We start from the raw sequence: 26557 nt of genomic DNA, 5'->3' as shown, positions 1-26557 counted from the left end.
CATATAAAAAATTCCGCAGTGTCTCAGTCAGACATTTGAGGAGTTTTTTAGAGGAAGACTTTTCAGAGCAGGTGTTTTTTTAAATTCTTTTAGATTCAAATGAAGTTGATTTTATCATTTTTGAATTTTTAGTTCTTCAATTGCCTTAGTTTCTGTTTTTACAAGAAAAAATGAAAATTGCTATTTAATTGAATGTTAATTAGTTAAAATTCAGTTCGAATGGGTTGACATTTTATAACAAGTATAGCAATAGTACTGTCGCTCCTAATTGTTTTTATAAAGTCTTGTTGAATTTATCAAATGATAAACCTCTAATGGTGCGATATCAAAACAGCAAGAAACCACTTTATGAATTTGTAGTTTCCACGGATGAAATTGAAAATAAGTTAAAAAAATGCAGATTATAAATAGTGGGGTATTAATTGATTTTGTTAAAATAAAAGTTTTCATATCCAACCAGGCTAATAGAACACAACACCTTTTTTTTAACTTATTTGCTAGTAATCAATAACAAAAAGTTATTTGGTTTAATTTTTTTTGATACATTTAACAAAGCTTTATCAACTAAATTTTATAACCACAATTAACTTCTTAGTAATATGAAAAACGAGCTGTCAAAATTCATCAAATTTATTTGCACGATAGCAATTTTTTCGATTGCTTTTAGTGCTTTGTCACAAAATCAAAACACCGGAATTTATCTAAGTTGGGATAACAGTAATGCTTGTCAAATTTGGAACGATTCAGATAGAGAAGGTATATTTGTTGAAGAATTTGAAGATTCACAATGCTTATTAGTATGTCAATCTAGTTTATCAAATTTTGAACTCACTAATGTTCCTATGAATGTAAATATCTCTTGGACAATTTCTGGAGGAATTATACAAAGTCAAAATAACAACCAGATTCAAATTCTATGGGATGATGAATTTAATGGAGGTGTTACTGTTGAATATTCTATAAATAATGTATTTTATTCAAATACACTTTGTATAGAAAAAACAGCCAAACCAGTGGCGAAATTTACGATTAATAATGATTTATCTGTTGATATAACCAGTATAACAGCTTGTATTTCGCAAGACATAAATTTCACGAACTTATCAAATACCAATAATGGTTCTGATATTATTAGCTATTTATGGGATTTTGGGGATGGAAATTTTAGTTACATTGAAACCCCTCATCATAATTACGTAAACCCTGGCGAATATAATGTGACCCTATCTGTAACGAATGCTTGTGGTTGTTTTGATTCAATTAGAGGAAGGGTTAGAGTTTTAAATGCAAGAAATTATGAAATAAATTGTGCAACGGTAGTATGTGAAGGTTCTAGAGAAACCTACAGTCTTTCCATTGATGCTATGCAAAATTGTACAGGTTTTAATTGGCAAGCAGAAGGTGGTACAATTATAAATCAAGCAGGTGGTAATGTATTAATTGAATGGAATCATGTGGATGAAGATGGTTTTGGTTTTGTTACCTTCAATCCAGTTAATTGTACTTTAGAATGTAATGAACCCACTACGATTAAAGTCCCAGTAATTCAAAGTAATGCAACAATACAAGGAAATAGTCTAATTTGTACTGGTAAACAAAGTAAATATTCATTACCGCAATGGCCAACAACTGATATTCAATGGTCAGTAGTTAATACAAATGGTATAAATTTTGAATTAATTCAAACTGATCAACGAAATGAAATTGTTCTTTTACCTTTAGATGGAACAGGAAATCTAATATTAAGAGCTATATATAATAATACGCTTCTTAATTGTGGTGGTGTAGCTGAAATTAGTATTAATGTAAAACAACAGTTAAAAATTGAAACAACATTAGAGAAGATTTGTCAAAATGATATGGTTGAGTTTACTAATATAGCGAATCAAACAGTCAATTGGTTAATTACAAAAGACAACACTGTTATTCATTCAGAAAACACAATAAATTTACTTTACACATTTATTGATTCTGGCTCATATATAATACAGGCTTCTCACCCCGATTTCTGTGAATCTAATAATTTAGTCTTACAGGTAAATGAAAGTCCTCTTATTCCTTTTGCCATTTTAGGGGAAACTTTAACTTGCCCACTAATGGCTGTTAGATATGACGTTCAAAATCCGAATTCAGACTATTTTTATGAATGGACTGTTACCAATGGTATAATTCTAGGAAATAATTTCAATAATTATATTAATATTGAATTCAATAACTTCCCAGCTACTGTTAGTGTAAGAAGTCTAAATCCTTCAACGGGATGTTATTCAGATGTTATATTTTTAACTATTGAAGCTGATACTCCAATTGTTGATATATTATCTGATAATTCCGAAATATGTGGTAGTTCAGTTTCAATTTTTCAAGCAGTTATACCAACTACTACAACCCTCTTTAATAATGCAGATACTTACCAATGGTCTCTTTCTAATGCTTCGCTAGGTAGTATTTCAAGTGGGCAAGGAACGAACATGGCAGAAATTACTTGGAACAATGTAACTGTCAATACCACAGTAGATGTAATATTAACAGTTACTAAATGTTCGTTGCCACCTACACAAATAACATTTTCAGTTTTAATTACTAGTATTCCTGAAATTCAATGGGCATCTCTGCCAACGACAACATTTTGCAGTAATGAAACTTTCCAAGTAAATATCCAAGCGGTAGATCCTTCGATCAATTTAGCTAACCATAATGTAATTGTTAGATGGTTTGTTGATGGACAAGAAAGAATTGGTGGAATTTCAGAATTTTTCAGCCTAATTAATAACTCTGATGAAGAAGTACTTCGAGGTGTGACTGCTCAAATCATTTCTTATGATGGATGTACTGGTCTTTCTAATACTATCAACTTTTCTGCAACTATTATTCCTTCTCCGCCTGCTGTAATTTCTACAGCTGGTTACAAAAGATTTTGTGAGGCATCAGATATTGATTCTGTTTTAATAGCATCAAGTAATCTTATTCAGGTAACCTATCAATGGGGAACTTTTCAGAATACTATTTTTACTCCAATTTTGGGAGCAACAACAAATACCTTTAATCCTATTGACTTTGGTATTTATGCCTGTAATATTACCTCAACAAATGAGATATCTGGCGGTGGCTGTTCGCGACTATCCAATACATTGACTATTAGCCAAAAGGATTGTAATACGAATCCAACAGTATGTTCTGTTCCCGGTTTAACGGCTGTAAATAATTCTTTTTATTCAGATTGTGGAACCATTACACTTTCGGGCACCTCAACTCTAGCAGAATCCGAAAGTTGGTTAGTTTATGGCCCTGGTAATGAAGTAGTAAATTTAGTAAATAGTACGGTTACTGGCCCACCCGGAATTTATACTATTGTTTATGTGGCTCGTGCATATTGCCCTTTAACTGATGCTTATGACCTTGTTGAAAGTGTTGTAGATGTTCTCATCCCTTTTGAACCTGCAATTTCCTATGATTTTATTTGCAATGGCACAGATTTTACTTTATACTTTATACTGAATAACAGTATCTTTTATCCTTTTTTAGATAATCCTGTTGAAACTGTTCAAATGCTTGTGAATGGAACTTGGCAAACGTTGTTAACTTCTGGATCTGTAGATATCAGCGGAAATCCTCAAAATATCGTGCATTTAAGAGTTATCAATACCGGTTCTTTTAACGGGCAAAATTATGAGTGTACCAAAAATTACGATATTACCACTTATGGTGTACCAGATAATCAAATTGTAATTCAAAATAACGAATTTATATGTCATGACACACCTTTTATTTTTAGATTTTTTAATGACTTTGAGAATCCAGCACTTTTTTCTTATTTATGGACTTTTGAACCCGGAATAACCAATTCTTTGTTCAATCCTGCCAGAGTGTTTAATTCACCTGGAACCTATCCTGTTCAAGTAGAAATCACAAATGCATTAGGTTGTAGCCGCACAATTACAACAGAAGTTGTAGTGCCTGAACCTTGTTTTGTTGGTGTTCTTCAAACAACACCTAACGATGCCCATGTTTGTGAAGGAGAATCGGTTACCATATCCTATTTATCATCATTAGAAAACTGTGCACCTACCTATTTATGGCGAAGAGGAAATACATTACTAACGGAATTCATAAACCAAAGTAGTATAGTAGTAACAGAACCGGGTTACTATTGGTTAGAAATTGTTAGCCCTCAAGGGTGTTTATACGAAGTACCAAATAGGGTATATCCGAAATTTAATACGCTGCCTGCTTTAAAAATCTTCAATGAAAGTCAATATTGTGAAGGAGAAAATATTCAAATTAGTGCTATTTTATCAGGAACTATTGAATGGTTTCTTGAAGGTATTTCGGCTCATCAAGGAGAGATTTGGAATCCTACATTGTCCGCAGGCACTTATAACATTATCGTTGTCGCTACCGGCAATTTGGGTTGTGCTACTACTGAAAGCTTTATTTTAACGGTTACCCCATCACCTACTAATGTTACTATTACAGGGGTTGTGATGCGGTGTGAACCCTATACCATTGAACTAACTGCATCTGCCGATCAACCAGCTGATTTTTTATGGAGCAACGGTCAAGTTGGTGAGTCTATAATTGTAAATCACGGTGGTGCCTATCAGGTCATTGCTTATAATGGTGCATGTTCAATCGAGGCATCCATTAATCTTCCCAAACATCCAGAGGTATATGCGTGGTCTTACCCACAAGGGTGTTTAAATTATTGTTTAGATTATAATCCTTATGTTTTGGGACCTTTAGCAGCCATAGAATCCAATACCTGGATGCTTACAGGCGAAATATTCCAAACCTCAAATGACCCATCGCCAATATTCCAACTTCCTGTTGATGGTTCTTATAACGCTATATTGACTAATGGGGGCTGTACATACAAAGCACCACCACTAAACTACCAAATAGATCGTTGTGAAGAGTGTAAATTGACTGTTAGAAATAGCCAAATAGACAATAATGATTCAAACTATTGTTCATTTGCGGCTCAATTTTTAATTATCAACGAAACAACCCAAATTATAGAAATACAATTGATTAATCCTGAAAATTTAGTAACTTTTGCCCCCTCTACTTTTCAGTTATACCCAGGGCCAAATACTATCAACACAACTATATTGCCTATAAATGGTTATACAGGAAATAGTCCTATTACTATTTTAATTAACGGAACAACTTATGATAAAGATTTTAATCCCGTGCCTTGTGCTTTCCATTATAGGGTATTTATGCCGAGATGTAAATATTTTCCAAGACCTGACTTAAGGGAGAAAGAAGATCAAAGTTCTCTTTTAAATAAAATACACTTTAGCCCAAATCCAGTAAAAACTGAGGCTAATCTTAAATGGAGTATTGATTCACCTATCGATAATTACCAGTTGTTTGACCTACAAGGGCAACTACTACTTGAAAAAAATGTTGCACCTAAAATTACCGAAACCACTATAATTATGGAGCATCTACCACAAGGTATCTATTTGTTAAAATTATGGTCAAAAAACGAGTTTATTACCTATTTTAAAGTGATTAAAAATTAATTAGTTATCCAAAACATGACCTAATATCCTTAGGCCATGTTTTTTATACCACTTAGTACTATGAAAAAGTTAGTTTACCTCATTATTTTATTTAACTGCTTAGTTAATGCACAATGTTTTGAAAAGATATCTTGTGGAACTTCTCATGTAATTTTACTTAATGAACAGAATTATATTTACGGTTTTGGGAGTGCACAAACAGGGCAATTAGGTTTGCAATCTGTAAATAATGTTCTTAGTCCTGCTATGTTTGACAGCAATGGCTATTGGAAGGATATTTTTGCTAGTTCTTTGAGAAGTTTTTTGTTAAAAAATGACGGCACCCTTTGGGCTACAGGCAATAATATTTATGGTTGTCTCGGTATTAATTCTTCCATTAATTCAACCAATATAATAACCCAAATAGGCACAGCCACTAATTGGCAAAAAATTGTGGGTTCTCCTACCCACACTGTTGGTTTAAAAGAAGACGGTACGCTCTGGGGTTGGGGTCAAAACAACGATTATGAGCTAGGGCAAGGACAAGGTAATAATAATTTAAGCCAACTCACCCCTATTCAAATTGGGACTGATAGCCATTGGGTAGATGTTGCCGTTACAGATTCCGGTACATTTGTACTAAAAAATGATGGTACATTTTGGGGTTGTGGGTACAATAGTAATGTCATATTAGGCTTTTTAGGGAATTTTGTATATAGTCTTTCACAAGGGCCTTCGGATAATTGGAGCAAAATAAAGGCAGGAGTGTTTTTTATTTTAGCTCAAAAAACGGATGGCACTTTATGGGCATGGGGTAGTGGTAGCTATGGTCAAGTAGGTAATGGTCAATTTAACGGTAGTTTAACTCCTTATCAAATTACAACCGATACTTGGAAAGATTTTGCAGTAGGTTCCTTAAGATCATACGGCATCAAAACCGATGGTACGTTATGGGCTTGGGGTAGAAATGAAGAAGGTCAACTCGGTGATGGCACTTTTGAAAATCGAAATGTACCTACCCAAATAGGGACTGATAATAATTGGGATAGGATATATGCACAAGGTGCTACCACTACCGTAGGTGTAAAAACAGATGGTACAGTATGGGTTTGGGGTAGTAATGATTTTGGTCAGTTTGGCAATGGCACACTAAATCAAGGCAGTAATGTGCCGTTACAAAACAACGCGTTGTGCACGTTGGGTGTCGAAGATTTTGATGATGAAAAAGAGAGTGTTTCTTTTTTTCCTAATCCTGCTCAAGATGTAGTTCAATTTACTTATAATGAACTACCTAATGCTAAATTTGAGGTGTTTGACCTTAACGGCAGATTGATGTATCAAACTAAAACCATTGGTTTTAGTGGTCAACTAGCTATTCCTGTGGCTCAATGGAGTCGAGGAGTTTATGTGTTTAAAATAGTATCAGAGAATAGGGAGATTATTAAAAAAATGGTGTTAAATTAATAATATTTTTTTAAGCTTAATAATATGAAAAGTAAATCACGAATTCTAGAATTAGAATGACTATTTCTAAATAGTAGATACAGATTATTAGATAAAATTTATTAAACACTTGCAAAAACGTTTTTACAAGTGTTTTTTATTTCTATTCATAAAAACAATACGCAGATTTATTAACATATGTTTAAACTCCAAACTAATTGTAAAAAAAAAAATGAAGTAAAAGTTGTGTCAAAAAAATCATTTCAATAAAAATGTCACTTAATAAGTGGCAAAATTTTTGATATTATTTTTTTGACACTAAATAAAATGAGATGACACCCTTTAAAAACCACACAGGCTTGACACAAGAAGAAATGGCTATTTATCTAGGGATAACACGAAGTCAATGGTCAATGTTTGCTGTCGGGAAAAGAAAACTTCCTATTGGTTCCACCAAAAAATTAAATGATTTACTTCAATATTTGCAAAATAATAATATGTTGAAAGACAAATCTAAATTTTTTGAAAGTGAAAATAAAAAGTTAAAAATAGAATTAAAGAGGAAATTACTCGATTTAGAAGTGTTATATATTCAAACAGAGAAAAAAGTAAATGGGCTATATACAATACGTCAACAAATAGTAACTGCTTTGTCCACTATTGCGTTTTTAAAAATACAGGAACACAATGATTCTAATTTGAATAAAATGATAGAAATGAGAATTAATAAAAGTTTAGAAAAAAATTCACTGGATAGCTTACTATATTATCAACAGAAAAAGCAAAATATTGAAAACGAAATGATATTTATCAAACAAATTATTAATGGAGAATTAAAAAATGGAGAATTGTAGAAAAGTATAAATTCTTCAAAAGTATTGCTCTTCAGTAACTCAAAATCCTACCATAACGTAAACAAAATATCGTTTTGTATATTTTTAAAATAAGATTAACTATTCCTGTTAATTTTTTTATAAATTTATTTTGTGCTAATTTTATGGCATATGACTTGCGAATGTATAATTATAACTTTAAAAATTATAATTATGTATTCAGTTAGCAACCTAACAACAATTGCAGATTGCAATGTGTTATTAACCATGGCCGGAAAAGAAAAATCTGATTTAGCTTTTAAAAAGCTTTCCGAAGAGCGATTAGTTTCAAATTACAGTAGTAATGCTGTTGAAATCGATGCAATTTTACAAGGAGTTATTGCAGAAATTGCAGCAGTCGACACGGTGCTTATCGTTTTACCTCCGGGATCAACAAGAGATTCCGAAGAAAAAAGAAAAGTACGATTAGAGTACCGCAAATTTTTGTTAGAAAACAGAAAAGAAAGTTATGGAGCAGTCGCTCTTCTTGAAAAAGAATTAGACCTAGAACGTGTTATTAAACAATTGGATGAAGTTGATGCTTTTATTGTAGAAGTGACAACACATCGAGATACGTTGTAAGGTGATGATTCATTTAGCTTTAAGCCGCCTTTTAAAGGTGGCTTTTTTCATTTAAAAGAATGAATGTATTTTTTATTCCTTATTTCTATCATTCTTTTTTATACATTTATAAAAGCTAATTCATTGATTATGATAGAAAAAATTAAACTCGACAACATTTTATTTCTGGATATTGAAACTGTTCCGGAAGAAGAAAACTTCAAATTGCTTGATGAAGAGAAGCAGTATCTTTTTGAAACCAAAACACAGTACCAACGAAAAGACGAATTTACTCCTGAAGAATTTTATGATAAAGCCGGTATTTGGGCTGAATTTGGAAAAATTGTTTGTATTTCAGTGGGTTATTTTATAACGAAAGGAGATGTCCGAAATTTTAGAGTCACTTCTTTTTTTGGAGAAGAGAAAATGATTTTGAAGGATTTAAGCAATTTACTCAATAACCATTTTAATCAACCACAGCATATTTTATGTGGCCACAATGCCAAGGAATTTGATTTTCCTTTTATCGCCAGAAGAATGATTATTAATCAAATTGAAATTCCAGCTAAATTGAATTTATTTGGCAAAAAACCTTGGGAAGTTCCACATTTAGACACGCTTGAGCTTTGGAAATTTGGCGATTACAAACATTATACTTCCATGCGATTACTCACTAAAGTGCTGCAAATTCCATCTCCTAAAGATGATATTGACGGTAGTGAAGTAGCCTATGTTTATTATGTAGATAAAGATATTGACCGCATCATCACTTATTGTGAAAAGGATGTGATAGCCGTTGCACAAGTTTTTTTACGATTACGTAGAGAGGATTTATTAATTGAAGAGGAAATTATTCATGTATAAATTGATTTCCTCTATTTAGTTTTTTTTATTTCTTTAAAATTATTTTTTTAATGATTTTGTGGTTATTATTTTGAATAGAAAGAAAATAAATGCCATCTGTTAGACCACTAAGATTTAATTCTTCAGTGTTCTGAATTGTGTTTTTTGAGATGATTTTTCTTCCCTGAATATCAAATAAATCTATTTTAGTTTCTCCCACTATTTCATTTGTGAGCTGAATTGTAATATAATTTTGAGTTGGATTAGGGTAAACACGAACAAATTCTATTAAATTTTCTGATGTACTTAAACTGTTTTCAATTGTAATTATAACGGTATTATTTGGCAACCAACCCGAAGAACTGTTAAGTATATCTGCTTTAAACGAATCTTGACCGGGTTCAAATTGTGAATTTGAATAGCTTATTCGACCTTCATTTATATCACTTTGTGTAAAAGTATTACCTATTGTAAGTGCAGTTCCATTTTTTGTAAGCAGACCAAGTATAGGCGTTTCTGTAAGTGTATAAGTTTGGTTATTGTCTGATTGAGAAGGTGTTGAGGCATTTATTTCAGTGTTTAAAATAATTTTATCACTTGACGTTGTAGTTATAATTCCATTGTTTTCAAAATTTAAATTATTTGTAACAGTTGATAAACTACAAAAATCTAATGAAAATGAATTGATGCTTCCACCATCACCATTATAATTATCAACCACTTGAAGTTTCCAAATTCCATCAGCAGGTAAATTGTTTAAATTACTTAATAGTTGTAGTGGTTTTATAATTCCTGAAATTGCGGGTGCTGGGTTTATTCCACACTCCAAATCTAATCCGGAGTCATCTAAAATGGCATCTATATCATCTTCTCCACCGCAAGGCTCCTCAAACAAAGTTATTCTCGGACTTCCAATAGAAGCTGGGCCATCAAGATAAATTGTCATGTCTTGAACCCAAGTATGTGTTAAATTTAAAGTAACATTTATATCTCCAATGACAAAACCACCCGAAACGGTTACTGGGACTGAAGCCAATGAATTTGCTACACTGCCAATAGAGGCGTCTGAAAAATCTGTTCCTATAAATTGATTTTGACAATTCAAAATACCGGTTTGAAAACTGGAAACACTATAATTTGTTGCAGTTCCACAACGATTACTTGGTTTAACTCTCCAATAATAAACGGTTTCACTTGCTAAGTTAGTTACGGTATAATTTGTGTTTGCAGTTGATTGAGATTCAATGATTGAATTAAAATTAAAATCTGTAGCAATTTCTAGCATATAATTTTCAGCATTAATATCTTCTTCCCATGTTAAATTTAAGGTGGTTGAAAGACCTGTTTGACCATTTATAGGGTAGGTCGTGGTAACAGAATTAAATTGATTGCTCAAAATCTTTAAATTTACATAACGGGTTTCCGTATCCAATCCATTACTTCCTACTACTCCAATGGAATATTCTCCCGGAATAACATTTGATAAATTTGAAACAGTCATCGTAAAAATACCATTCGTGTTTATGGGGTTTGAACTAAAATTGACATTAGCTCCGGCAGGTATATTTATTGCGGATAAATTTACATTCCCACTTGATGCTCCATTGAAATTAAATGAAAAGACGGCTTCCTCGTTGGCACATTTTACTTGATCATATCCAAGAGGAACTATTCCAAAAGAAGAATCAATCCCTGAAATAATCAATCCGAAAGGTTGATCATTATTGACTAACGTTCCTTTACTGGAAATAGTGATGGTATAATCTCCACCATTAACTGAATCTATTTTAATTGTTTCAACGGTATCTACAAAATTATCCCCGTTTCTTACTGCTAAAAGAGAAGCATTAGATTGTAACCGCCATGGAAAATAGGTATTGGAACCTTGTGTAATTCTAATATCTAAATCATTTACTAAAGCGGGAATTGTGCTGTTTAATACTCCGTTATTAACAATTCCGGGCACATCAGTCCAACAGATCGTCGCGGTTAAAGGAGCCCCAGCAATAGATTTTACAGTCATTGTGTAGGTATCATTTGTCGCTATTTTTTCTTCAGAAATCCAAGTACTTAATCCATTGTTTGTGATGGCAATGGCAGCCGCTTTTGCATTCAAAAGACCCCAGCCAAATTTTGCATCCGGCCCGGCATTTCCGGCATCATCTGCTGTATGACAAACTAATCCTTTTAAAGTTGAAGAACGAATGAATTTTTGATATAAATTGGAATAATGTTGTTGTAATAATAATAGGGTTCCCATAACATTCGGACTTGCCATTGATGTTCCCGATAAAGAGGTGTATTGATTATCACCCGAACTCGTGGTTGAATTTAAGGATGTTCCGTTTCCTGTTATATCCGGTTTTATTCTGAAATCATCTGATGGCCCTTGACTACTGGATGAGTTTATATTTACTAAAAGTAGATTTCCATTAGTATCAACAATAGCATCTTGTGCGTTAGCAATGACTAAATTGTTTTTTCCGTTTTTATTTCCTGTTAATTTATCATAGCCAGCTGTAGAGGGGTTTTGATTTGTGTTCCCACCATCATTTCCGGCAGAAACAACCATTAAATAATAAGGTGAAACGTATTGAATTTCATCCCATGCTCTTGTATCTGCAGAATAGGCTCCTATATACCATGGCCCAGGAGCACTTGAAATCGGAACACCATAGGAATGATTTGATAACAATAAACCATTTTGAATTTCAGCTAAAACCTCTGCTTCATCATTAGTCCAATCAAATGTTTTTACGGTTGCTAAATTAGCCATCCCTTTTGCATTTGCTTGAACGCCGGTTGCTGTTATTGTTCCTGTCACATGTGTACCATGGAAACTATTTGAGTTTAAAACAGTTACACCGTCTCCAATTTGAACTCTTCCCCCAAATTCTTGATGGGATATTCTAACAGGACCACCATCCCAAACTCCTCCAATCATGTTTTGACCATTTAAATTGAGGCCTAAACTTCCACCGGAATTTAAGTGGTTTGTTCGTGTTGATTTTGCAGCATTTATGTTGTTTATGGAAAAATATTTTGGACTTCCGTCAGGATGTAGACCAATTAACTCATCAAAACTTCCATCCGAATTATATTTAAAAATCTCCCACTGATTAGCTCGGGCAGCAAGGATAGCTTTTTCTTTTTCTATCTTGGCTTTTTTTGCAAACTGAACTTGTAGTGTTTTAATTTTAGCAATATCATATTGCTCTAATAATTCTTTTTTTTGTTCAACAGTTTGCCCTTTTAACAAAAAAGGAGTCGTAAAAACAATTATTATTAGAATAATAATTTTACCTGAGAAATATATATTTTTCATCAATTTATTTTTAAATCATTTCAAAGATATAAAATATTACTTCCTTTAAAAGAATTTATATTACTCTTAAGTCATCTCTAAACTTAATTATAGCTCACTTTTATTTAAAAAATATTTTTAAGATGAAAATGAAAAAAATAAATTAATTTTAAAACATGAATAATCAAAAGCTGTTATCGGTAGAAAACTTGACTATTTCTTTTAAAAGAGAGAATGAATTTATTCTGGTTGTTCATCAATTAACCTATGAATTATATGAAAATGAAATTTTAGGAATTGTCGGGGAATCAGGATCCGGAAAGTCTGTTTCTTCCTTGGCAATCATGGGTTTGTTGCCTTCTTCTATTTCAAAAATCGCCAATGGTTCAATCGTTTTTGAAGGCAAAGATATTTCCTTTTTGTCGGATCAGGAATTTCAAAAAATCAGAGGAAATGAAATTGCAATGATTTTTCAGGAACCCATGAGTTCACTGAATCCTTCGATGAAATGCGGCATGCAAGTAGCAGAAATTTTAGAAATACACACTTCACTTTCAAAAAAAGAAATTAAAAATCAAGTAATTTCTCTTTTTGAAAAAGTAAAATTACCAAATCCGGAAGAACTGTTTTTTAAATATCCTCACCAAATTTCCGGCGGACAAAAGCAACGGGTTATGATAGCTATGGCAATTGCTTGTAAGCCTAAAATTTTAATTGCAGATGAACCCACAACTGCTTTGGATGTTACCGTTCAAAAGGAAATCATACAATTGCTAAAAGAGTTACAGAGAGAAACGAAGATGAGTATACTTTTTATTTCACACGATTTATCTTTAGTTTCTGAAATCGCTAATCGGGTTTTAGTGATGTATAAAGGTCAAATTGTAGAACAGGGAATTGCCAAAGAAATTTTCGAAAATCCGCAACATAATTACACTAAAGCTCTTATTGCCTCGCGACCTTCATTGGATTTTCGCTTGAAAAGGCTTCCCACCATTCAAGATTTTTTGAAAGAATCATTCAAAAGTGAAATAGTATCTGCAGAGGAAAGAAATAAAAACCAATTGAAAATCTATTCAAAATCGCCACTTTTAGAAGTAAAAAATATTGGAAAAGACTATTTTTCTTCGGTAGGTTTATTTGGAAAGCAACATTCTTTTAAAGCCGTAAATGAGGTTAGTTTTAAAATTTATGAAGGCGAAACAGTTGGCTTAGTTGGGGAATCAGGGTGTGGAAAATCAACATTAGGAAATGCTATTTTGCAATTAGATAAAGCTACATCGGGTCAAATTTTATATAAAGGAAATGATATTACAAACTTAAATAAGGAAGATATTCGAAAATTACGAAAAGAAATTCAAATCATTTTTCAAGATCCATATTCTTCTTTAAATCCGAGAATTCCAATTGGAAAAGCCATTATGGAGCCTATGAAAGTACATGGTTTATTCGCTAACGATGCTGAACGAAAAGTAAAGACAATCGAAATTTTGGAACGAGTTGGTTTAGGAGAACCCTTTTTTAACCGTTATCCACATGAGTTTTCAGGAGGACAGCGGCAACGCATTGGAATAGCCAGAACAATTGCCTTACAACCCAAGCTTATTGTTTGTGACGAATCGGTTTCGGCGTTAGATATATCTGTTCAGGCTCAAGTGTTGAATTTATTGAACGAATTAAAAGAGAATTTTGGCTTCACTTATATTTTTATTTCACATGATTTAGCGGTTGTAAAATATATGAGTGACCAAGTTTTAGTGATGAATAAAGGAAAAATTGAAGAAATGGCTGATGCCGATGAATTGTATGCTCATCCAAAAAGTGAGTATACTAAAAAGTTGATTGAAGCGATACCGAAAGGATAAAAATTAAAAAAATATGTTATTTACTGCAACTTTTTCAGAGTTTTATGAAAAATTTAAAACCAGTCTTTCTGATGGGACTTTTGCCAAACTTACTTTTGCCAAAACCATTGGAAAAACGGAATTAAAAAATATTTTTATTCGTCCTATTTTAGAAGAAAATGAGTTGAAATTAGAACTAAAATTCCGATTTCAAAAAGAAGAGTTGTTTGAAATTCATACTATTAACGAAGCCTTTAATCGCTTGCTCCCTTTTATTAATAATCCGTTTTTATCAGTTATTTTATTTACAACAGAATTTGATTTGACGTATAAATTAAACAAAAAAAGAGTGGTGAATGTAACCGATCAACATCCAACTTTTGGCAATGCGAATGAGGTTTTATTGGCCTATTTAAACAAATAAAAAGCTATTAAAGGTTGAATTTTAATAGCTTTAATTTTTTTTTAAACAATATTTAATCTAAAATCATCTCAGGAATTTCACCTTCTACAATTAATTTCCCTTCTGTGGCTTTGACAATTTCTTCTACAGAAACACCAGGAGCTCTTTCTAGTAATTTAAAACCATTTGGGGTAACATCCATCACGGCTAATTCGGTGACAATTTTTTTAACACAACCCACTCCGGTTAATGGTAATGTACAGTTTTTAAGCACTTTAGATTCGCCGGCTTTGTTAACATGCATCATCGCGACGATGATATTTTCGGCAGAAGCAACTAAATCCATTGCTCCTCCCATTCCTTTCACCATTTTTCCGGGGATTTTCCAATTAGCAATGTCTCCCTTTTCAGAAACTTCCATGGCTCCTAATATAGTTAAATCTACTTTTTTACTTCGGATCATCCCAAAACTGAATGCTGAATCAAAAAAGGAAGCTCCGGGCAAAGTCGTGATTGTTTGTTTTCCCGCATTAATGATATCGGCATCTTCTTCTCCTTCAAAGGGAAATGGACCCATACCAAGCACGCCATTTTCACTTTGAAATTCAACAGAAATGTCTGTTCTGACAAAATTTGCTACTAATGTTGGAATGCCAATTCCTAAATTTACGTAGTAACCGTCTTTTACTTCTTTTGCAATTCGTTTTGCAATTTGATTTTTATCTAGTGCCATGATTTATGCTTTTTGTCTAACGGTTCTTTGTTCAATTCTTTTTTCAAACTTTTCCCCTTTAAAAATACGATTGACCATTATTCCCGGAATGTGGATTTGGTTAGGGTCTAGAGTTCCGGCGGGCACTAATTCCTCCACTTCTGCAATCGTAATTTTAGCTGCTCCGGCCATACAAGAATTGAAGTTTTTGGCTGTACCTTTGAATATTAAGTTTCCGGCTTCATCTCCTTTCCACGCTTTTACAATGGCAAAATCAGCTTTATAGGCTTCTTCCATCACATACATTTTTCCGTTAAATTCGCGGGTTTCTTTACCTTCAGCTACTTCAGTTCCGTATCCGGCAGGTGTAAAAAAAGCAGGAATTCCATGTTGAGCCGCTCTACATTTTTCAGCTAATGTTCCTTGTGGAGTGAGTTCTACATCAAGTTCACCGGAAAGCATTTGGCGTTCAAACTCTGCATTTTCTCCTACATAAGATGAAATCATTTTTTTAATCTGTTTTTTTTGGAGTAGTAATCCTAACCCAAAATCATCCACTCCGGCATTATTAGAAATGCAAGTTAAATCTGAAATGCCTAATTTAACTAATTCAGCAATGCTGTTTTCCGGAATACCACATAGGCCAAATCCACCCAACATGATGGTCATATTATCTGTAATGCCGTTCAGAGCTTCCTGCACGGAATTTACTTTTCGTGTAATCATACGTTTGTTTGTTTTTCGAGTTTTAAAGGTATAAAAAAAATGAGCTTTTCGCAAAGCCCATTTAGTATATTTAAAATTCAAATTGATTTAAAAATTAAATTCATCCACTTCTTGGTCAAAGTCTAAAGTGTCTTTAACGGGTTTCCAACAATCTACTTTTATGGAAATATTTTTAGGCCTATCAAAAGCTTCTTTAGAAACATTGAGCTTGTCATCTTTGTAGCATTTATCCATATAAAGTCCCCAAATCGGGAGAGCCATTGTCGCTCCTTGTCCCATGGAAGTGCTTCTAAATCGAGCAGAACGGTCTTCACAGCCTACCCAAACGCCGGTACATAAATTAGGAACTATTCCCATGAACCAACCATCTGAGTTGTTTTGAGTTGTACCGGTTTTTCCTGCAATGGGGTTGGTAAACTGATAATTATATTTTGTAAATCCGGCACCGCCCCAACGCAATCGGGTTCCGGTTCCGTCTTCGGTTACTCCTTCCATTAACTTAATTACGGCATAAGCAATATCTTGATTTAAAACATCATGTGTTTCAGGAATTGATTCAAAAATGACATTTCCATTTTTATCTTCAATGCGGGTAATAAGTTGAGGTTTGATATAAATTCCTTTGTTGGCAAAAGTACTAAAAGCAGCAACCATATCCTGAACGGTTATTTCTACAGCTCCAAGGCAAATGGCAGGTTGTTCGGGAATTTCGGTTGTAACACCAAGTTTATGAGTCAAATCAATTACTGCTCTTGGTCCGGTTCGGTCTATTAATTTAGCCGAAACGGTATTAATTGAGTTGGCTAACGCTTTTTTCAAAGTAATCATGCCTCGGTATTTTCCGTCTGAATTTCTGGGGGTCCAACTTTCAGTAACATTATGTCTGCCTCTTGGAATTGTAAAAGGAGAGTCAATAATAGAATCACATGGCGACATGTTTAATTGTTCAATAGCAGTAGCATAAACAAATGGTTTAAAGGTTGAACCAACTTGACGGGCACCTTGTCCGGCATGGTCATATTGAAAATGCTTATAATTTATTCCTCCAACCCAAACTTTAACATGACCGGTTTGAGGTTCCACGGAAATCATTCCTGTTTGTAAAAAATGTTTATAATACCGAATAGAATCCATTGGAGACATAATTGTATCCCGTTCACCTTTCCATGTGAAAATCCGCATATCGGTCTTTACAGAAAATGATTTTATTATTTCTTCATCGCTTTTTTCCTGAAGTTTCATAAGTCGCCATCGTTCAGAAACTTTCATGGCTCGCATTAAAAGTTTGTCTGTTTCATCCTTATTAAGTTTTAAAAACGGAGCGTTTTTATTTGTCTTTTGAGCAGCAAAGAATTCTTTTTGTAGGTTTTTCAAATGCTCATCCACCGCTTCTTCAGCGTGTTTTTGCATGCGGGAATCTATCGTCGTATATATTTTTAAACCGTCATTGTAAACATTATATTCCGTACCATCCGGTTTTTTATTTTCCTTACACCATTTTTTCATGTAATCCCGGAGGTATTCTCTAAAATAAGTTGCAATTCCATCGGTATGACTTTCCGGATTAAAATCTAAAACAACCGGTTTTTTCTCTAAAATAGCTTTCGCTTCGGGCTCTAAAAAGTTATTTCGAACCATTTGGGCTAATACTGTATTTCTTCGGTTTAACACTAATTGTTTTCTTTTTTCACGAACCGGATTAAACAAAGACGGATTTTTAAGCATTCCAATTAAAAGAGCACCTTCTTCAATAGATAAATCTCTCGGTTCTTTACCAAAATAGACTTTTGCAGCTGAACGTATTCCTACGGCAGTATTAACAAAATCTGCTCGGTTTAAATACAAAGCAATGATTTCATTTTTAGTATATTGGCGTTCTAATTTGGTTGCAATAATCCATTCTTTTACTTTTTGCACCATTCTGAAAAGAATGAATCGGGAACCTTCTCCGTGAAACAAAAGTTTGGCTAATTGTTGTGAAATAGTACTTGCTCCACCATCGGCTCCTAATTTTACTGCTGCACCAAAAGTTCTACGGGCATCAATTCCGGAATGTTCATAAAAACGTTCGTCTTCCGTTGAAATTAAGGCATCAACTAAATGTTTTGGTAAGTCTTCAAATTTTACAGGCGATCGATTTTCGCGATAAAATTTACCTAAAATTACCCCGTCTGAAGCGATAATTTCTGTAGCTAGGTTTGAATCAGGATTTTCTAATTCATCGAAACTTGGCATCGAACCAAACAAACCAAAATTGGCAAAAACAAAAAACAAAAACACACCACCTAATCCTAAAAAAAAGATTTTCCAGAATTTTTTTTGATAATAAGCAATGTCTTTTACGCCGGTATATTTTTTTTGAGCCATAGTATTCTTTATTCTTGTTTTTCTATTCTAAATCCAACTTCGGTTATGCCGTCTAATTTTTCAATACCTTCAATTTTTCCGGATTGTCTGACCGCTTGTTGAATGGTAACTTTATATTGACCTGAATTTTTAAACACAAAATTTTCTTTATAAAACAATTTATTTTCTTTGGTATCTGATAAACCTTCCCCTAAAAGTGTTCCATCCGGTTTGGCCATTTTATATTCAAGGGTGTCAACCAACGTTTTTTTAGAAGGATGTTCCATTTCAACAATCAAAAATAAATTATTAAAAGGATAATTTTTATTGTTTCGTATATTGATAAAAAGATTTTGCTTCGTTAAGGTATCTTTTTGCTCAAAGGTAAAAGAAACAATACTGTCTTTGTGCCAATTTTGACCCACCGTTTTGTATTCATCAAAAACCCGTTTCTTATCACAAGAAACCAGAAACAAAAGTAGGACAACTAGAAAAAAACTATTTTTTAGAGTCATTTCTAATGATATTATTAGGTCTTCTTTTCTTATTATTGTTGTTATTATTGTTTTTCTTTTTCTTGGGCTGATCAAAACGTGTTAAACTCTCTTGGCCCATGGCATTATTGAAATCTTGTTTTGGTTCCTGAACAATTTCAAGAGCAAAGTCTTCTAAGGAAGCTACTCTTCTTTTTTGTTTGTTTTCGGCTACTATTTCTTTAATTTGCTCTACATGTAACACGTGCCAATTAGCAATATTATCGGCATAAGCATACCACATCAACCCTTTAAAAATATCTTGTTTTTGGCAATAGGCAACTCCTTTTTCCGTTTCCAGTTTTGTTTCAAAATCAGGAAAATCTTTCAAAGCATCCATATACGTATCTAACTCATAATTTAAACAACATTTGAGTTTTCCACATTGTCCGGCTAATTTTTGAGGATTTAGCGAAAGTTGTTGATAACGTGCGGCAGAAGTATTTACACTTCTAAAATCAGTTAACCAAGTGGAACAACACAATTCTCTACCACAAGAACCAATTCCCCCTAAACGAGCTGCTTCCTGTCGGAAACCCACTTGTTTCATTTCAATTCTAGCCTTAAATGTTTGAGCATATTCTTTGATTAATTGACGAAAATCGACACGATCTTCTGCCGTATAATAAAAGGTTGCTTTTGAACCATCACCTTGGTATTCAATATCAGAAATTTTCATTTGCAATTGAAGATGAATGGCAATTTCACGTGCTTTCACTTTCATCGACTCTTCTTTTGCCTGCATATCTTTCCAGATATCAATATCTTTTTGTGATGCTTTTCGGTACACTTTGGTAATGTCCGGACTGGTGTGATTCACCCCTTTTTTCTTCATTTGAATTTTTACCAACTCGCCGGTTAAGGTTATGATGCCAACATCATGCCCCGGAGAAGCTTCGGTAGCTACTATGTCACCAATACTTAAGGTAAGTTTTTCAGTATTGCGATAAAATTCTTTTCGTCCGTTTTTAAAACGAATTTCGACACAATCAAACGGCTCTTGTCCGTTAGGCAAACTCATGTTAGAAAGCCAATCGAAAACCGTTAATTTATTGCAGCTATCGGTGCCGCAAGTCCCTTTATTTTGACATCCTTTGGGAGCTCCTCCATCTTTACTCCCGGTAGAACAGTTTGTACAAGCCATAATTGATTATATATTGGTCATTCCGATTCTATCGGAACTACTGACATTAAACGTTAAGTGTGTAAAGATAGTATTTTTTTGATAGAAGTTTAAGCTTCCAATTTCAAAATCAAAACAATCAAAATTATACCAATTTACGTCTCTTTCACCGAAATAATATGAACCGGACAAGCCTTTTCGGCAGCTTCACAGGCTTCTACTATCAAGTGATTAGGCGATTTTACGGTGTGAAAACCTTTGTTATTGACTGACTTTAATAACACCGATTTGCCATCTTTTTTAGACATTTGAAATTGGGCAGGTGCCATTTCAACACAATAATTGCAACCAATACATTTGTCGCGTTGAAGGGTAATAATAACCATATTATTGCTCCACAATTTTATACAATTTATCTGAATTTCGAACTCTAAACGGAAGTTTTAAGGTGCAACTGTCGCCTTTGGAAGCTTTTTCCAGCTTTAAATCGTTTACCATCATGTCTTCAATTATCAATTCTTGAACACCGGTTGTGGGTCCGGTTATCATGATTTTATCGCCAATTTTGATGTCATAGGCTTCAATTTTAAACTCTGCAATAGTTGATTTTGGAAAAAAGTGAACACCTTTGCCTACATATACTTTCTTTTGCGTCGCATTTGAACCCGGATTAGCACTCCATTCGCCTAATTTTTGTCCCAAATAATAACCGGACCAAAATCCTCGGTTGTAAACTGTACTTAAATCTTCCATCCATTGGTCGATTTTTTCTTTCGTGAATGTTCCGTCGTAGTAAGAATCAATCGCGTCACGATAGGTTTTGGTAACCATCGCCACATATTCCGGTGCACGACCTCGACCTTCTAATTTCAAAACTTTGATCCCAGAATCGATAACTTGGTCTAAAAAATCTAAGGTGCACAAATCTTTGGGCGACATCATGTATTCGTTATCAATTTCAATTTCAAAACCGGATTCTTGATCGATAACGGTATATTTTTTTCTGCAATTTTGCTTACAAGCTCCGCGGTTAGCGGAGGAATTATGCGAATGTAAACTCAAATAACATTTCCCGGAAACGGCCATACACAAGGCTCCATGACCAAAAATTTCGATTTCAACTAAATTGCCACTTGGTCCTTTGATTTGTTCTTTTTCAATTTGCTCCGTGATTTTTTTTACTTGACGCAAACTTAATTCACGAGATAAAACAATGGTATCTGCAAAAAGGCTGTAAAATTTCACTGTTTCCACATTTGTCACATTCAATTGTGTTGAAATGTGAACTTCCATTCCGATAGTTCTTGCTGAGGCAATCACTGCCTGATCTGAGGCAATTACCGCTGTGATTCCTGCTTCTTTTGCTTTGTTCAAAAGGGTTTTTACCACTGAAATATCGTGGTCATAAATAATTGTATTTAAAGTAAGATAGGTTCGAACATTTTTGGCGTTGCAACGTTTGGCAATTTCTTTCAAATCCTCCATCGTGAAATTGATGGTTGCCCGAGCTCGCATATTTAATTGTTCGACTCCAAAGTAAATCGAATCGGCACCATTATCCAAAGCGGCTTGCAAGGATTCAAAGTTTCCTGCGGGAGCCATGAGCTCAATTTTTCCTGATAAAGTCATGATTATGAAAGGATTTTATATAATTTATCAGACAATCGAATGCGAAAAGGAACAGTAAAAGTCAACTTATCTCCTGGTTTTGCCAATGAATTTTCGGTTCCGTTGACAAACATTTTTTCTAACACAAATTCTTCATTTCCGGTAGTTGGTCCCGAAATTAAAATTCTGTCACCAATAGTTAATTCATGGTTTTCCATCAAAAACAGTCCCACTTGGGCTTTGGTGTAGTAATGTTGAGCTTTCGCAACCAATACTTTTTTTCTTTTAATGCGTTCGCGAAGGGGTTTTTGCTTAGCCAATTCGTTAAAGCCGGGTTCAGCAATTGCCAAAGAAACATCGGACAATTCACCGGTATGTTTGAATTTTAAAGCATCCGATTTTCCTTTTTTGAAAATCATGTTTCCTTTTTGAATGCCTCTTCTTAAATTTACTTGTTCGGCTAACGGTAAATGAATAATTTCCTGACATTCGGCTGAACAACAATTATCCATTTTTTCTTTGCATTCGTCGCATTGAATAAAAAGTAAATGACAACCATCGTTTACACAATTGGTATGATTGTCGCAGGGTTTCCCACATTGATGGCATTGTGAAACAATATCGTTAGTGATTCGTTCGCCCAAGCGATGATCGAACACAAAATTTTTACCGATGAATTTACTTGGCAAACCTTCTTGCTCAATCTGACGGGCATATTCGATAATTCCGCCTTCTAATTGATACACGTTTTTGAACCCTTTGTGTTTAAAAAACGCACTTGCTTTTTCGCATCGAATTCCTCCGGTGCAATACATCAATAAATTTTTATCTTCTTTGAAGTCTTTAAGTTGTTCTTCGATAATTGGCAACGATTCTCTAAAAGTGTCCACATCAGGTGTAATTGCCCCTTTAAAATGACCAATTTCACTTTCGTAATGATTTCTAAAATCAACTACTATTGTGTTCGGATCTTCAAGCAATTGATTAAATTCTTTTGCTTTTAGGTGAATCCCTTTGTTGGTGACATCAAAAGTGGAGTCATCCAAGCCATCCGCAACAATTTTATGTCTAACTTTAATAGTCAGTTTTAAAAAGGAATGATCGTCGTGTTCTCTGGCGATATTCAAACGAATACCTTTCATAAAATCATACGCTTCAATCGTATCTTTAAATTGATAAAAATAATCTGCGGGTAATGAAAGTTGGGCATTGATTCCTTCGTTCGCCACGTAAATTCTTCCCAAGACATCCAACGGATTCCAAGCTAAAAACAAATCGTCTCTAAATTTTTTAGGGTCTTCAATTTTGGCGTAGGCATAGAAAGACAACGTCAATCGTTGTTTGCCGGCTTGATCAATAAGTTCGGCTCTTTCCTCTGCTCGCATTGTGTTATACAGTTGCATGCTATAAACAGTTTGAGTGAGTAAAATAGGTTTGAATTCTAAATGGAAGAATTCGTTGGCAAAGGTACTAAATTGGTTGTATATATAAAATCATTCTTTGGCGACTATTTTTTTGAAGTAGCATCAGAAATTAAATAGCCGATGAGCACCGTTGGAAATAATACGCCGATAATTGCTTCAAGAATACTGATTGATTGTGAAATGGGATTCACCGGAGTAATATCACCAAAACCAACAGTACATAAGTTTACATAACTGTAGTAAATAAAATCGTAAAAAACCATTTCTGAACTTGAAAAAGAATCATTAAAAGAGAAAGAGAGAGGAGATAAATTATAAATCAAGTAAAAAACAAATGCAAATAATAAACCAATTAAAAGATAGGAGGCTATACCCCCTTGAATTCTATGGATACTATCGGAATTCGTTTCAAATACTTTTATAATGAAAACATAAAGTAAAAGACTGATAATTAATATCCAACAAACAATCGCAACAATTATTAAGTTAGAAATTTCGAGGTTCACATTTAAAATCTCTAGGGTTGAAATGACAATTGCTAAAAAAATAGCTAGATAACGAACCGTAGTTTTTGTTTTGATCGAATAAACGCCAAGCACAAGATTTGCGGCTAAAAACAAGGACACCAAGCCTTGAATAAAAGGCCTATTGTGTGAATAGGGCAGAATTAGAAACAAAATAATTACCAGAAAAGTCAAAAAGACCGGAAATATTTTTGATTCATTCCATGTGCTTATATACGATTTCATACTTTGTATTTATTAGATAAGTAAACAGCACTGATGCCGTGAAAAAAAATACTCAATAAAACGGTTAAAATAATGGTGCTAATCATTTTTTCATAGCCTTTAAAGTTCACTTGTAAAACAAACATGGCTAAATATAAAATGGAGGCAATCCCTCTAGGACCAAACCAACTGATAAATAGTTTGTCAAACCAAGTTAAACCTGTTCCGGTTAGAACAAAAATCACCGGAAGCATTCGAATAATTGTTAAACTTAAAAGTGCATAAATGATTACATTCCAATCAAGAAAATCGTATATTTTATGGACAATAAAAAACCCAAAAACAAAAAAGATAAACATGTTTAAACCGTTAGTAATGGTTTCATTGAATTCACTGATAATTTTTACATCCGAATCTGATTTTATATTTCTAAAAGCTAAACCTGCAACATATGCGGCAATAAATCCATTTCCGTGAACTTCTTCGGCAAAGAAATAAGCGGCTAAAGCCAAAAGCATTCCGGAAATAGTCAGGAATATATGTTCAATACTTTTGTTAACAATGCTTTTATTGATTATTTTACTTCCAAAATGACCTATTAATAGGCCGATACCCGTTGCGAAAACAAATTGTTTCATTAAAAAAATTAAAAAATCTTTTGTTTCAATACTGGTAGCATTAACATCGGTTTCCTTGTTAATAATAAAAAAACAGAGTAGTACAAAAGGTAAAACAAAGCCATCGTTTAAACCACTTTCCACATTGATGGATTGTCTGATTTTTTCTGGAATCCATTTAAATGTTACAACTGCTTGGCCTAAAACGGCATCAGTTGGAGCTAAAATAAGAGCTAATAACAAAACCACAACGATATCAACTTCAGGAAAAATCAGTTTGGCTAAACCAAAACCAAAAATAATTGTGATTGGCAGACCTATAAAAAGCAATCGAAAGGGAATACTCTTGAAACTTTTTAACCCCTTCAAATTAATAGACGATGCATCTGTAAAAAGCGTAATTACCAAAGTCAATTCTAAAAAAATTCGAATCAATTTAGTATTGAAACCATCTTTGGCAAATTCAAAGGAAAAAGTTGATAATATAATTCCAACAAAACAGAAGAATAACGGTGGAGAAATTGGACTTGAAACAAGTTTTTTTGAAAAAATACCGTATATAAAAAGTAAAACGGCTACTATAATAATTACAGGAAATTCAGTCATCTTATTTTTTTTAGTAAACACAAATTTAACAATCTTTTAATAAAAAACAGAGTTCAAAAAGAGAATGTTTTGTACAATACATAATAATCAAGGAGATTGCGTATTTTGTAAAAAAGAATTAAATATAATTATATTTTTTTTAACAAAATAATTACATTTGTCTATAAATCAAATACTATGAAAGTTTCAATCATAACAAAATTGTTATTTGTTCAGGCTTTATTAATTACTGTTTTAGTTTCTTGTAAGCAGGAAACTCCTCCTGATGCCATTCCTTTAGAAATAGCTGTTATCGAAGTTTTACAGCAAGATGTAAGATTAGAATCAGAATATACCGGACAAACATTTGGTCAATCAGATATTCAAATTAATCCTCGTGTTGACGGAGTTATTGAAAGTCTTAACTTTAAAGAAGGAAGCGTTGTTACTAAGGGAGAATTATTGTACACCATCGATCCATTGCCTTTTCAAGCAAAAGTGATACAAGCTCAAGGTAATTTAGCGGAGTCACAAGCACGTTTAGCTAAAGCAAAATCTGATTTAGACATGGTAGAACCTTTGGCTAAAATGAATGCATTAAGCCAAAGAGAGTTAGTAGCTGCCAAAGAGGCTTATAATGCTGCTTTAGCAAAAATGAGTGCTTCTGCAGCTTCTTTAGATAATGCAAGAATTGAGTTGGGTTATTGCAGAATTACAGCACCCGTTAGTGGTTTGATTGGGATATCAAAAGTACGGGTAGGCGATTATGTTCGTCCAGGTGCCACTTCTGTTTTAAATACAATTTCAGATTTAGGTGATGTGCGTGTACGCTTTACTATTAGTGAACAGGAATTTCTTCGAATTTTTAGAGAGTATAACAAAGAAAATTCAACATTAAAAGGTATAGGAGAATCGATAACACTTAAATTATCCGATGGTTCAATGTATCCACAATTAGGTAAAATGAGTTTTGCAGACCGTCAAATTGATCCATCAACAGGTGCCATAACTTTTGAAACTGCTTTTCCAAATCCGGATAAATTACTTCGCCCAGGACAATATGTAAAAGTAGGCGTGGTGACCGATGTGCGAAAAAATGCGATTGTAATTCCACAACGTGCCGTCATTGAAATGCAAGGAATTTATCAAGTATATGTTTTAGGAGCCAACAATACCGTCGAAATGAAAATCATTACTCCAGGCCAATCTTTTAAAGATGCCTATGTCATTGAAGACGGGTTAAAAGCAGGAGATAAAATTGCAATGGGAGGTACTTCCTTATTGCGAAACGGAAGCGTAATTGTACCTAAAGCTTCAAATTGGCAACCAGGTCAAGCTGATAAGAAAGCAGCTCAAACTAAATAATTTAAAGTAT

At 33.6% G+C, this 26557-nt stretch carries 19 protein-coding genes; 8 read left to right on the top strand and 11 right to left on the bottom strand.

All coding sequences use genetic code 11. From position 1 onward, the window contains the following. The first annotated feature begins 599 nt into the window (after positions 1 to 599). The 5 genes from C0512_RS00515 (at position 600) to C0512_RS00495 (ending at position 9250) form a co-directional block, all read left to right on the top strand. Complete coding sequence (locus tag C0512_RS00515; RefSeq protein WP_290858055.1) at positions 600 to 5531, top strand: PKD domain-containing protein; 4932 nt, start codon at positions 600 to 602, stop codon at positions 5529 to 5531. A gap of 60 nt (positions 5532 to 5591) precedes the next feature. Next, complete coding sequence (locus tag C0512_RS00510) at positions 5592 to 6974, top strand: T9SS type A sorting domain-containing protein (RefSeq protein ID WP_290858054.1); 1383 nt, start codon at positions 5592 to 5594, stop codon at positions 6972 to 6974. A 338-nt stretch (positions 6975 to 7312) separates the two neighbouring features. Next, on the top strand, positions 7313 to 7807 hold the full coding sequence (locus tag C0512_RS00505; RefSeq protein WP_290858052.1) for a hypothetical protein: 495 nt from the start codon (positions 7313 to 7315) through the stop codon (positions 7805 to 7807). 192 nt (positions 7808 to 7999) lie between these two features. Then, positions 8000 to 8407 (top strand): hypothetical protein, encoded by a 408-nt coding sequence (locus C0512_RS00500; RefSeq protein ID WP_290858050.1) that lies wholly within the window; start codon positions 8000 to 8002, stop codon positions 8405 to 8407. 129 nt (positions 8408 to 8536) lie between these two features. Continuing rightward, positions 8537 to 9250, top strand: a complete 714-nt coding sequence (locus tag C0512_RS00495) for a 3'-5' exonuclease (RefSeq protein ID WP_290858044.1) — start codon at positions 8537 to 8539, stop codon at positions 9248 to 9250. Positions 9251 to 9275: 25 nt separating this feature from the next. On the opposite strand, the gene C0512_RS00490 is transcribed toward C0512_RS00495, so the two are convergent. Next, positions 9276 to 12554, bottom strand: coding sequence for a S8 family serine peptidase (locus tag C0512_RS00490; RefSeq protein ID WP_290858042.1), 3279 nt, complete (start codon positions 12552 to 12554; stop codon positions 9276 to 9278). A 155-nt stretch (positions 12555 to 12709) separates the two neighbouring features. On the opposite strand from C0512_RS00490, the gene C0512_RS00485 reads away from it, so the two are divergent. Then, complete coding sequence (locus C0512_RS00485; RefSeq protein ID WP_290858041.1) at positions 12710 to 14398, top strand: ABC transporter ATP-binding protein; 1689 nt, start codon at positions 12710 to 12712, stop codon at positions 14396 to 14398. A gap of 13 nt (positions 14399 to 14411) precedes the next feature. Further along, complete coding sequence (locus C0512_RS00480; protein WP_290858039.1) at positions 14412 to 14801, top strand: hypothetical protein; 390 nt, start codon at positions 14412 to 14414, stop codon at positions 14799 to 14801. Positions 14802 to 14853: 52 nt separating this feature from the next. Here the strand turns inward: C0512_RS00480 and C0512_RS00475 are convergent, their stop codons facing one another. The 10 genes from C0512_RS00475 to C0512_RS00430 all read right to left on the bottom strand — a co-directional run bounded on the left by C0512_RS00475 (position 14854) and on the right by C0512_RS00430 (position 25203). Beyond that, complete coding sequence (locus tag C0512_RS00475; protein WP_290858037.1) at positions 14854 to 15513, bottom strand: 3-oxoacid CoA-transferase subunit B; 660 nt, start codon at positions 15511 to 15513, stop codon at positions 14854 to 14856. Between the two features lie 3 nt (positions 15514 to 15516). After that, positions 15517 to 16218, bottom strand: a complete 702-nt coding sequence (locus tag C0512_RS00470; RefSeq protein ID WP_290858035.1) for a CoA transferase subunit A — start codon at positions 16216 to 16218, stop codon at positions 15517 to 15519. 87 nt (positions 16219 to 16305) lie between these two features. Further along, on the bottom strand, positions 16306 to 18585 hold the full coding sequence (locus tag C0512_RS00465) for a transglycosylase domain-containing protein (protein ID WP_290858033.1): 2280 nt from the start codon (positions 18583 to 18585) through the stop codon (positions 16306 to 16308). A gap of 8 nt (positions 18586 to 18593) precedes the next feature. Continuing rightward, on the bottom strand, positions 18594 to 19079 hold the full coding sequence (locus tag C0512_RS00460) for a gliding motility lipoprotein GldH (RefSeq protein WP_290858032.1): 486 nt from the start codon (positions 19077 to 19079) through the stop codon (positions 18594 to 18596). After that, on the bottom strand, positions 19063 to 20241 hold the full coding sequence (locus C0512_RS00455) for a regulatory iron-sulfur-containing complex subunit RicT (RefSeq protein ID WP_290858030.1): 1179 nt from the start codon (positions 20239 to 20241) through the stop codon (positions 19063 to 19065). The genes C0512_RS00460 and C0512_RS00455 overlap by 17 nt, the downstream gene beginning before the upstream one ends. Before the next feature lie 134 nt (positions 20242 to 20375). Next, positions 20376 to 20606 (bottom strand): ferredoxin, encoded by a 231-nt coding sequence (locus C0512_RS00450; protein WP_290858029.1) that lies wholly within the window; start codon positions 20604 to 20606, stop codon positions 20376 to 20378. A gap of 1 nt (position 20607) precedes the next feature. After that, positions 20608 to 21849, bottom strand: coding sequence for a peptidase U32 family protein (locus tag C0512_RS00445; RefSeq protein WP_290858028.1), 1242 nt, complete (start codon positions 21847 to 21849; stop codon positions 20608 to 20610). Between the two features lie 2 nt (positions 21850 to 21851). Further along, positions 21852 to 23231, bottom strand: coding sequence for a rhodanese-related sulfurtransferase (locus C0512_RS00440; protein WP_290858026.1), 1380 nt, complete (start codon positions 23229 to 23231; stop codon positions 21852 to 21854). A gap of 104 nt (positions 23232 to 23335) precedes the next feature. Continuing rightward, the gene (locus C0512_RS00435; protein ID WP_290858025.1) at positions 23336 to 24001 is read right to left on the bottom strand and encodes an ion channel; all 666 of its coding nucleotides are present in this window, start codon (positions 23999 to 24001) and stop codon (positions 23336 to 23338) included. Beyond that, entirely contained in the window at positions 23998 to 25203 is a 1206-nt protein-coding gene (locus C0512_RS00430) for a cation:proton antiporter (RefSeq protein WP_290858023.1), read from the bottom strand. The genes C0512_RS00435 and C0512_RS00430 overlap by 4 nt, the downstream gene beginning before the upstream one ends. 177 nt (positions 25204 to 25380) lie before the next feature. Here C0512_RS00430 and C0512_RS00425 point away from each other — a divergent pair, with 177 nt between their 5' ends. Then, the gene (locus C0512_RS00425) at positions 25381 to 26547 is read left to right on the top strand and encodes an efflux RND transporter periplasmic adaptor subunit (protein WP_290858022.1); all 1167 of its coding nucleotides are present in this window, start codon (positions 25381 to 25383) and stop codon (positions 26545 to 26547) included. Positions 26548 to 26557 lie beyond the last annotated feature (10 nt).

The organism is Flavobacterium sp., assembly GCF_013822155.1.
GTDB lineage: Bacteria > Bacteroidota > Bacteroidia > Flavobacteriales > Flavobacteriaceae > Flavobacterium.
This window is presented reverse-complemented; position numbering and strand designations above follow the sequence as displayed.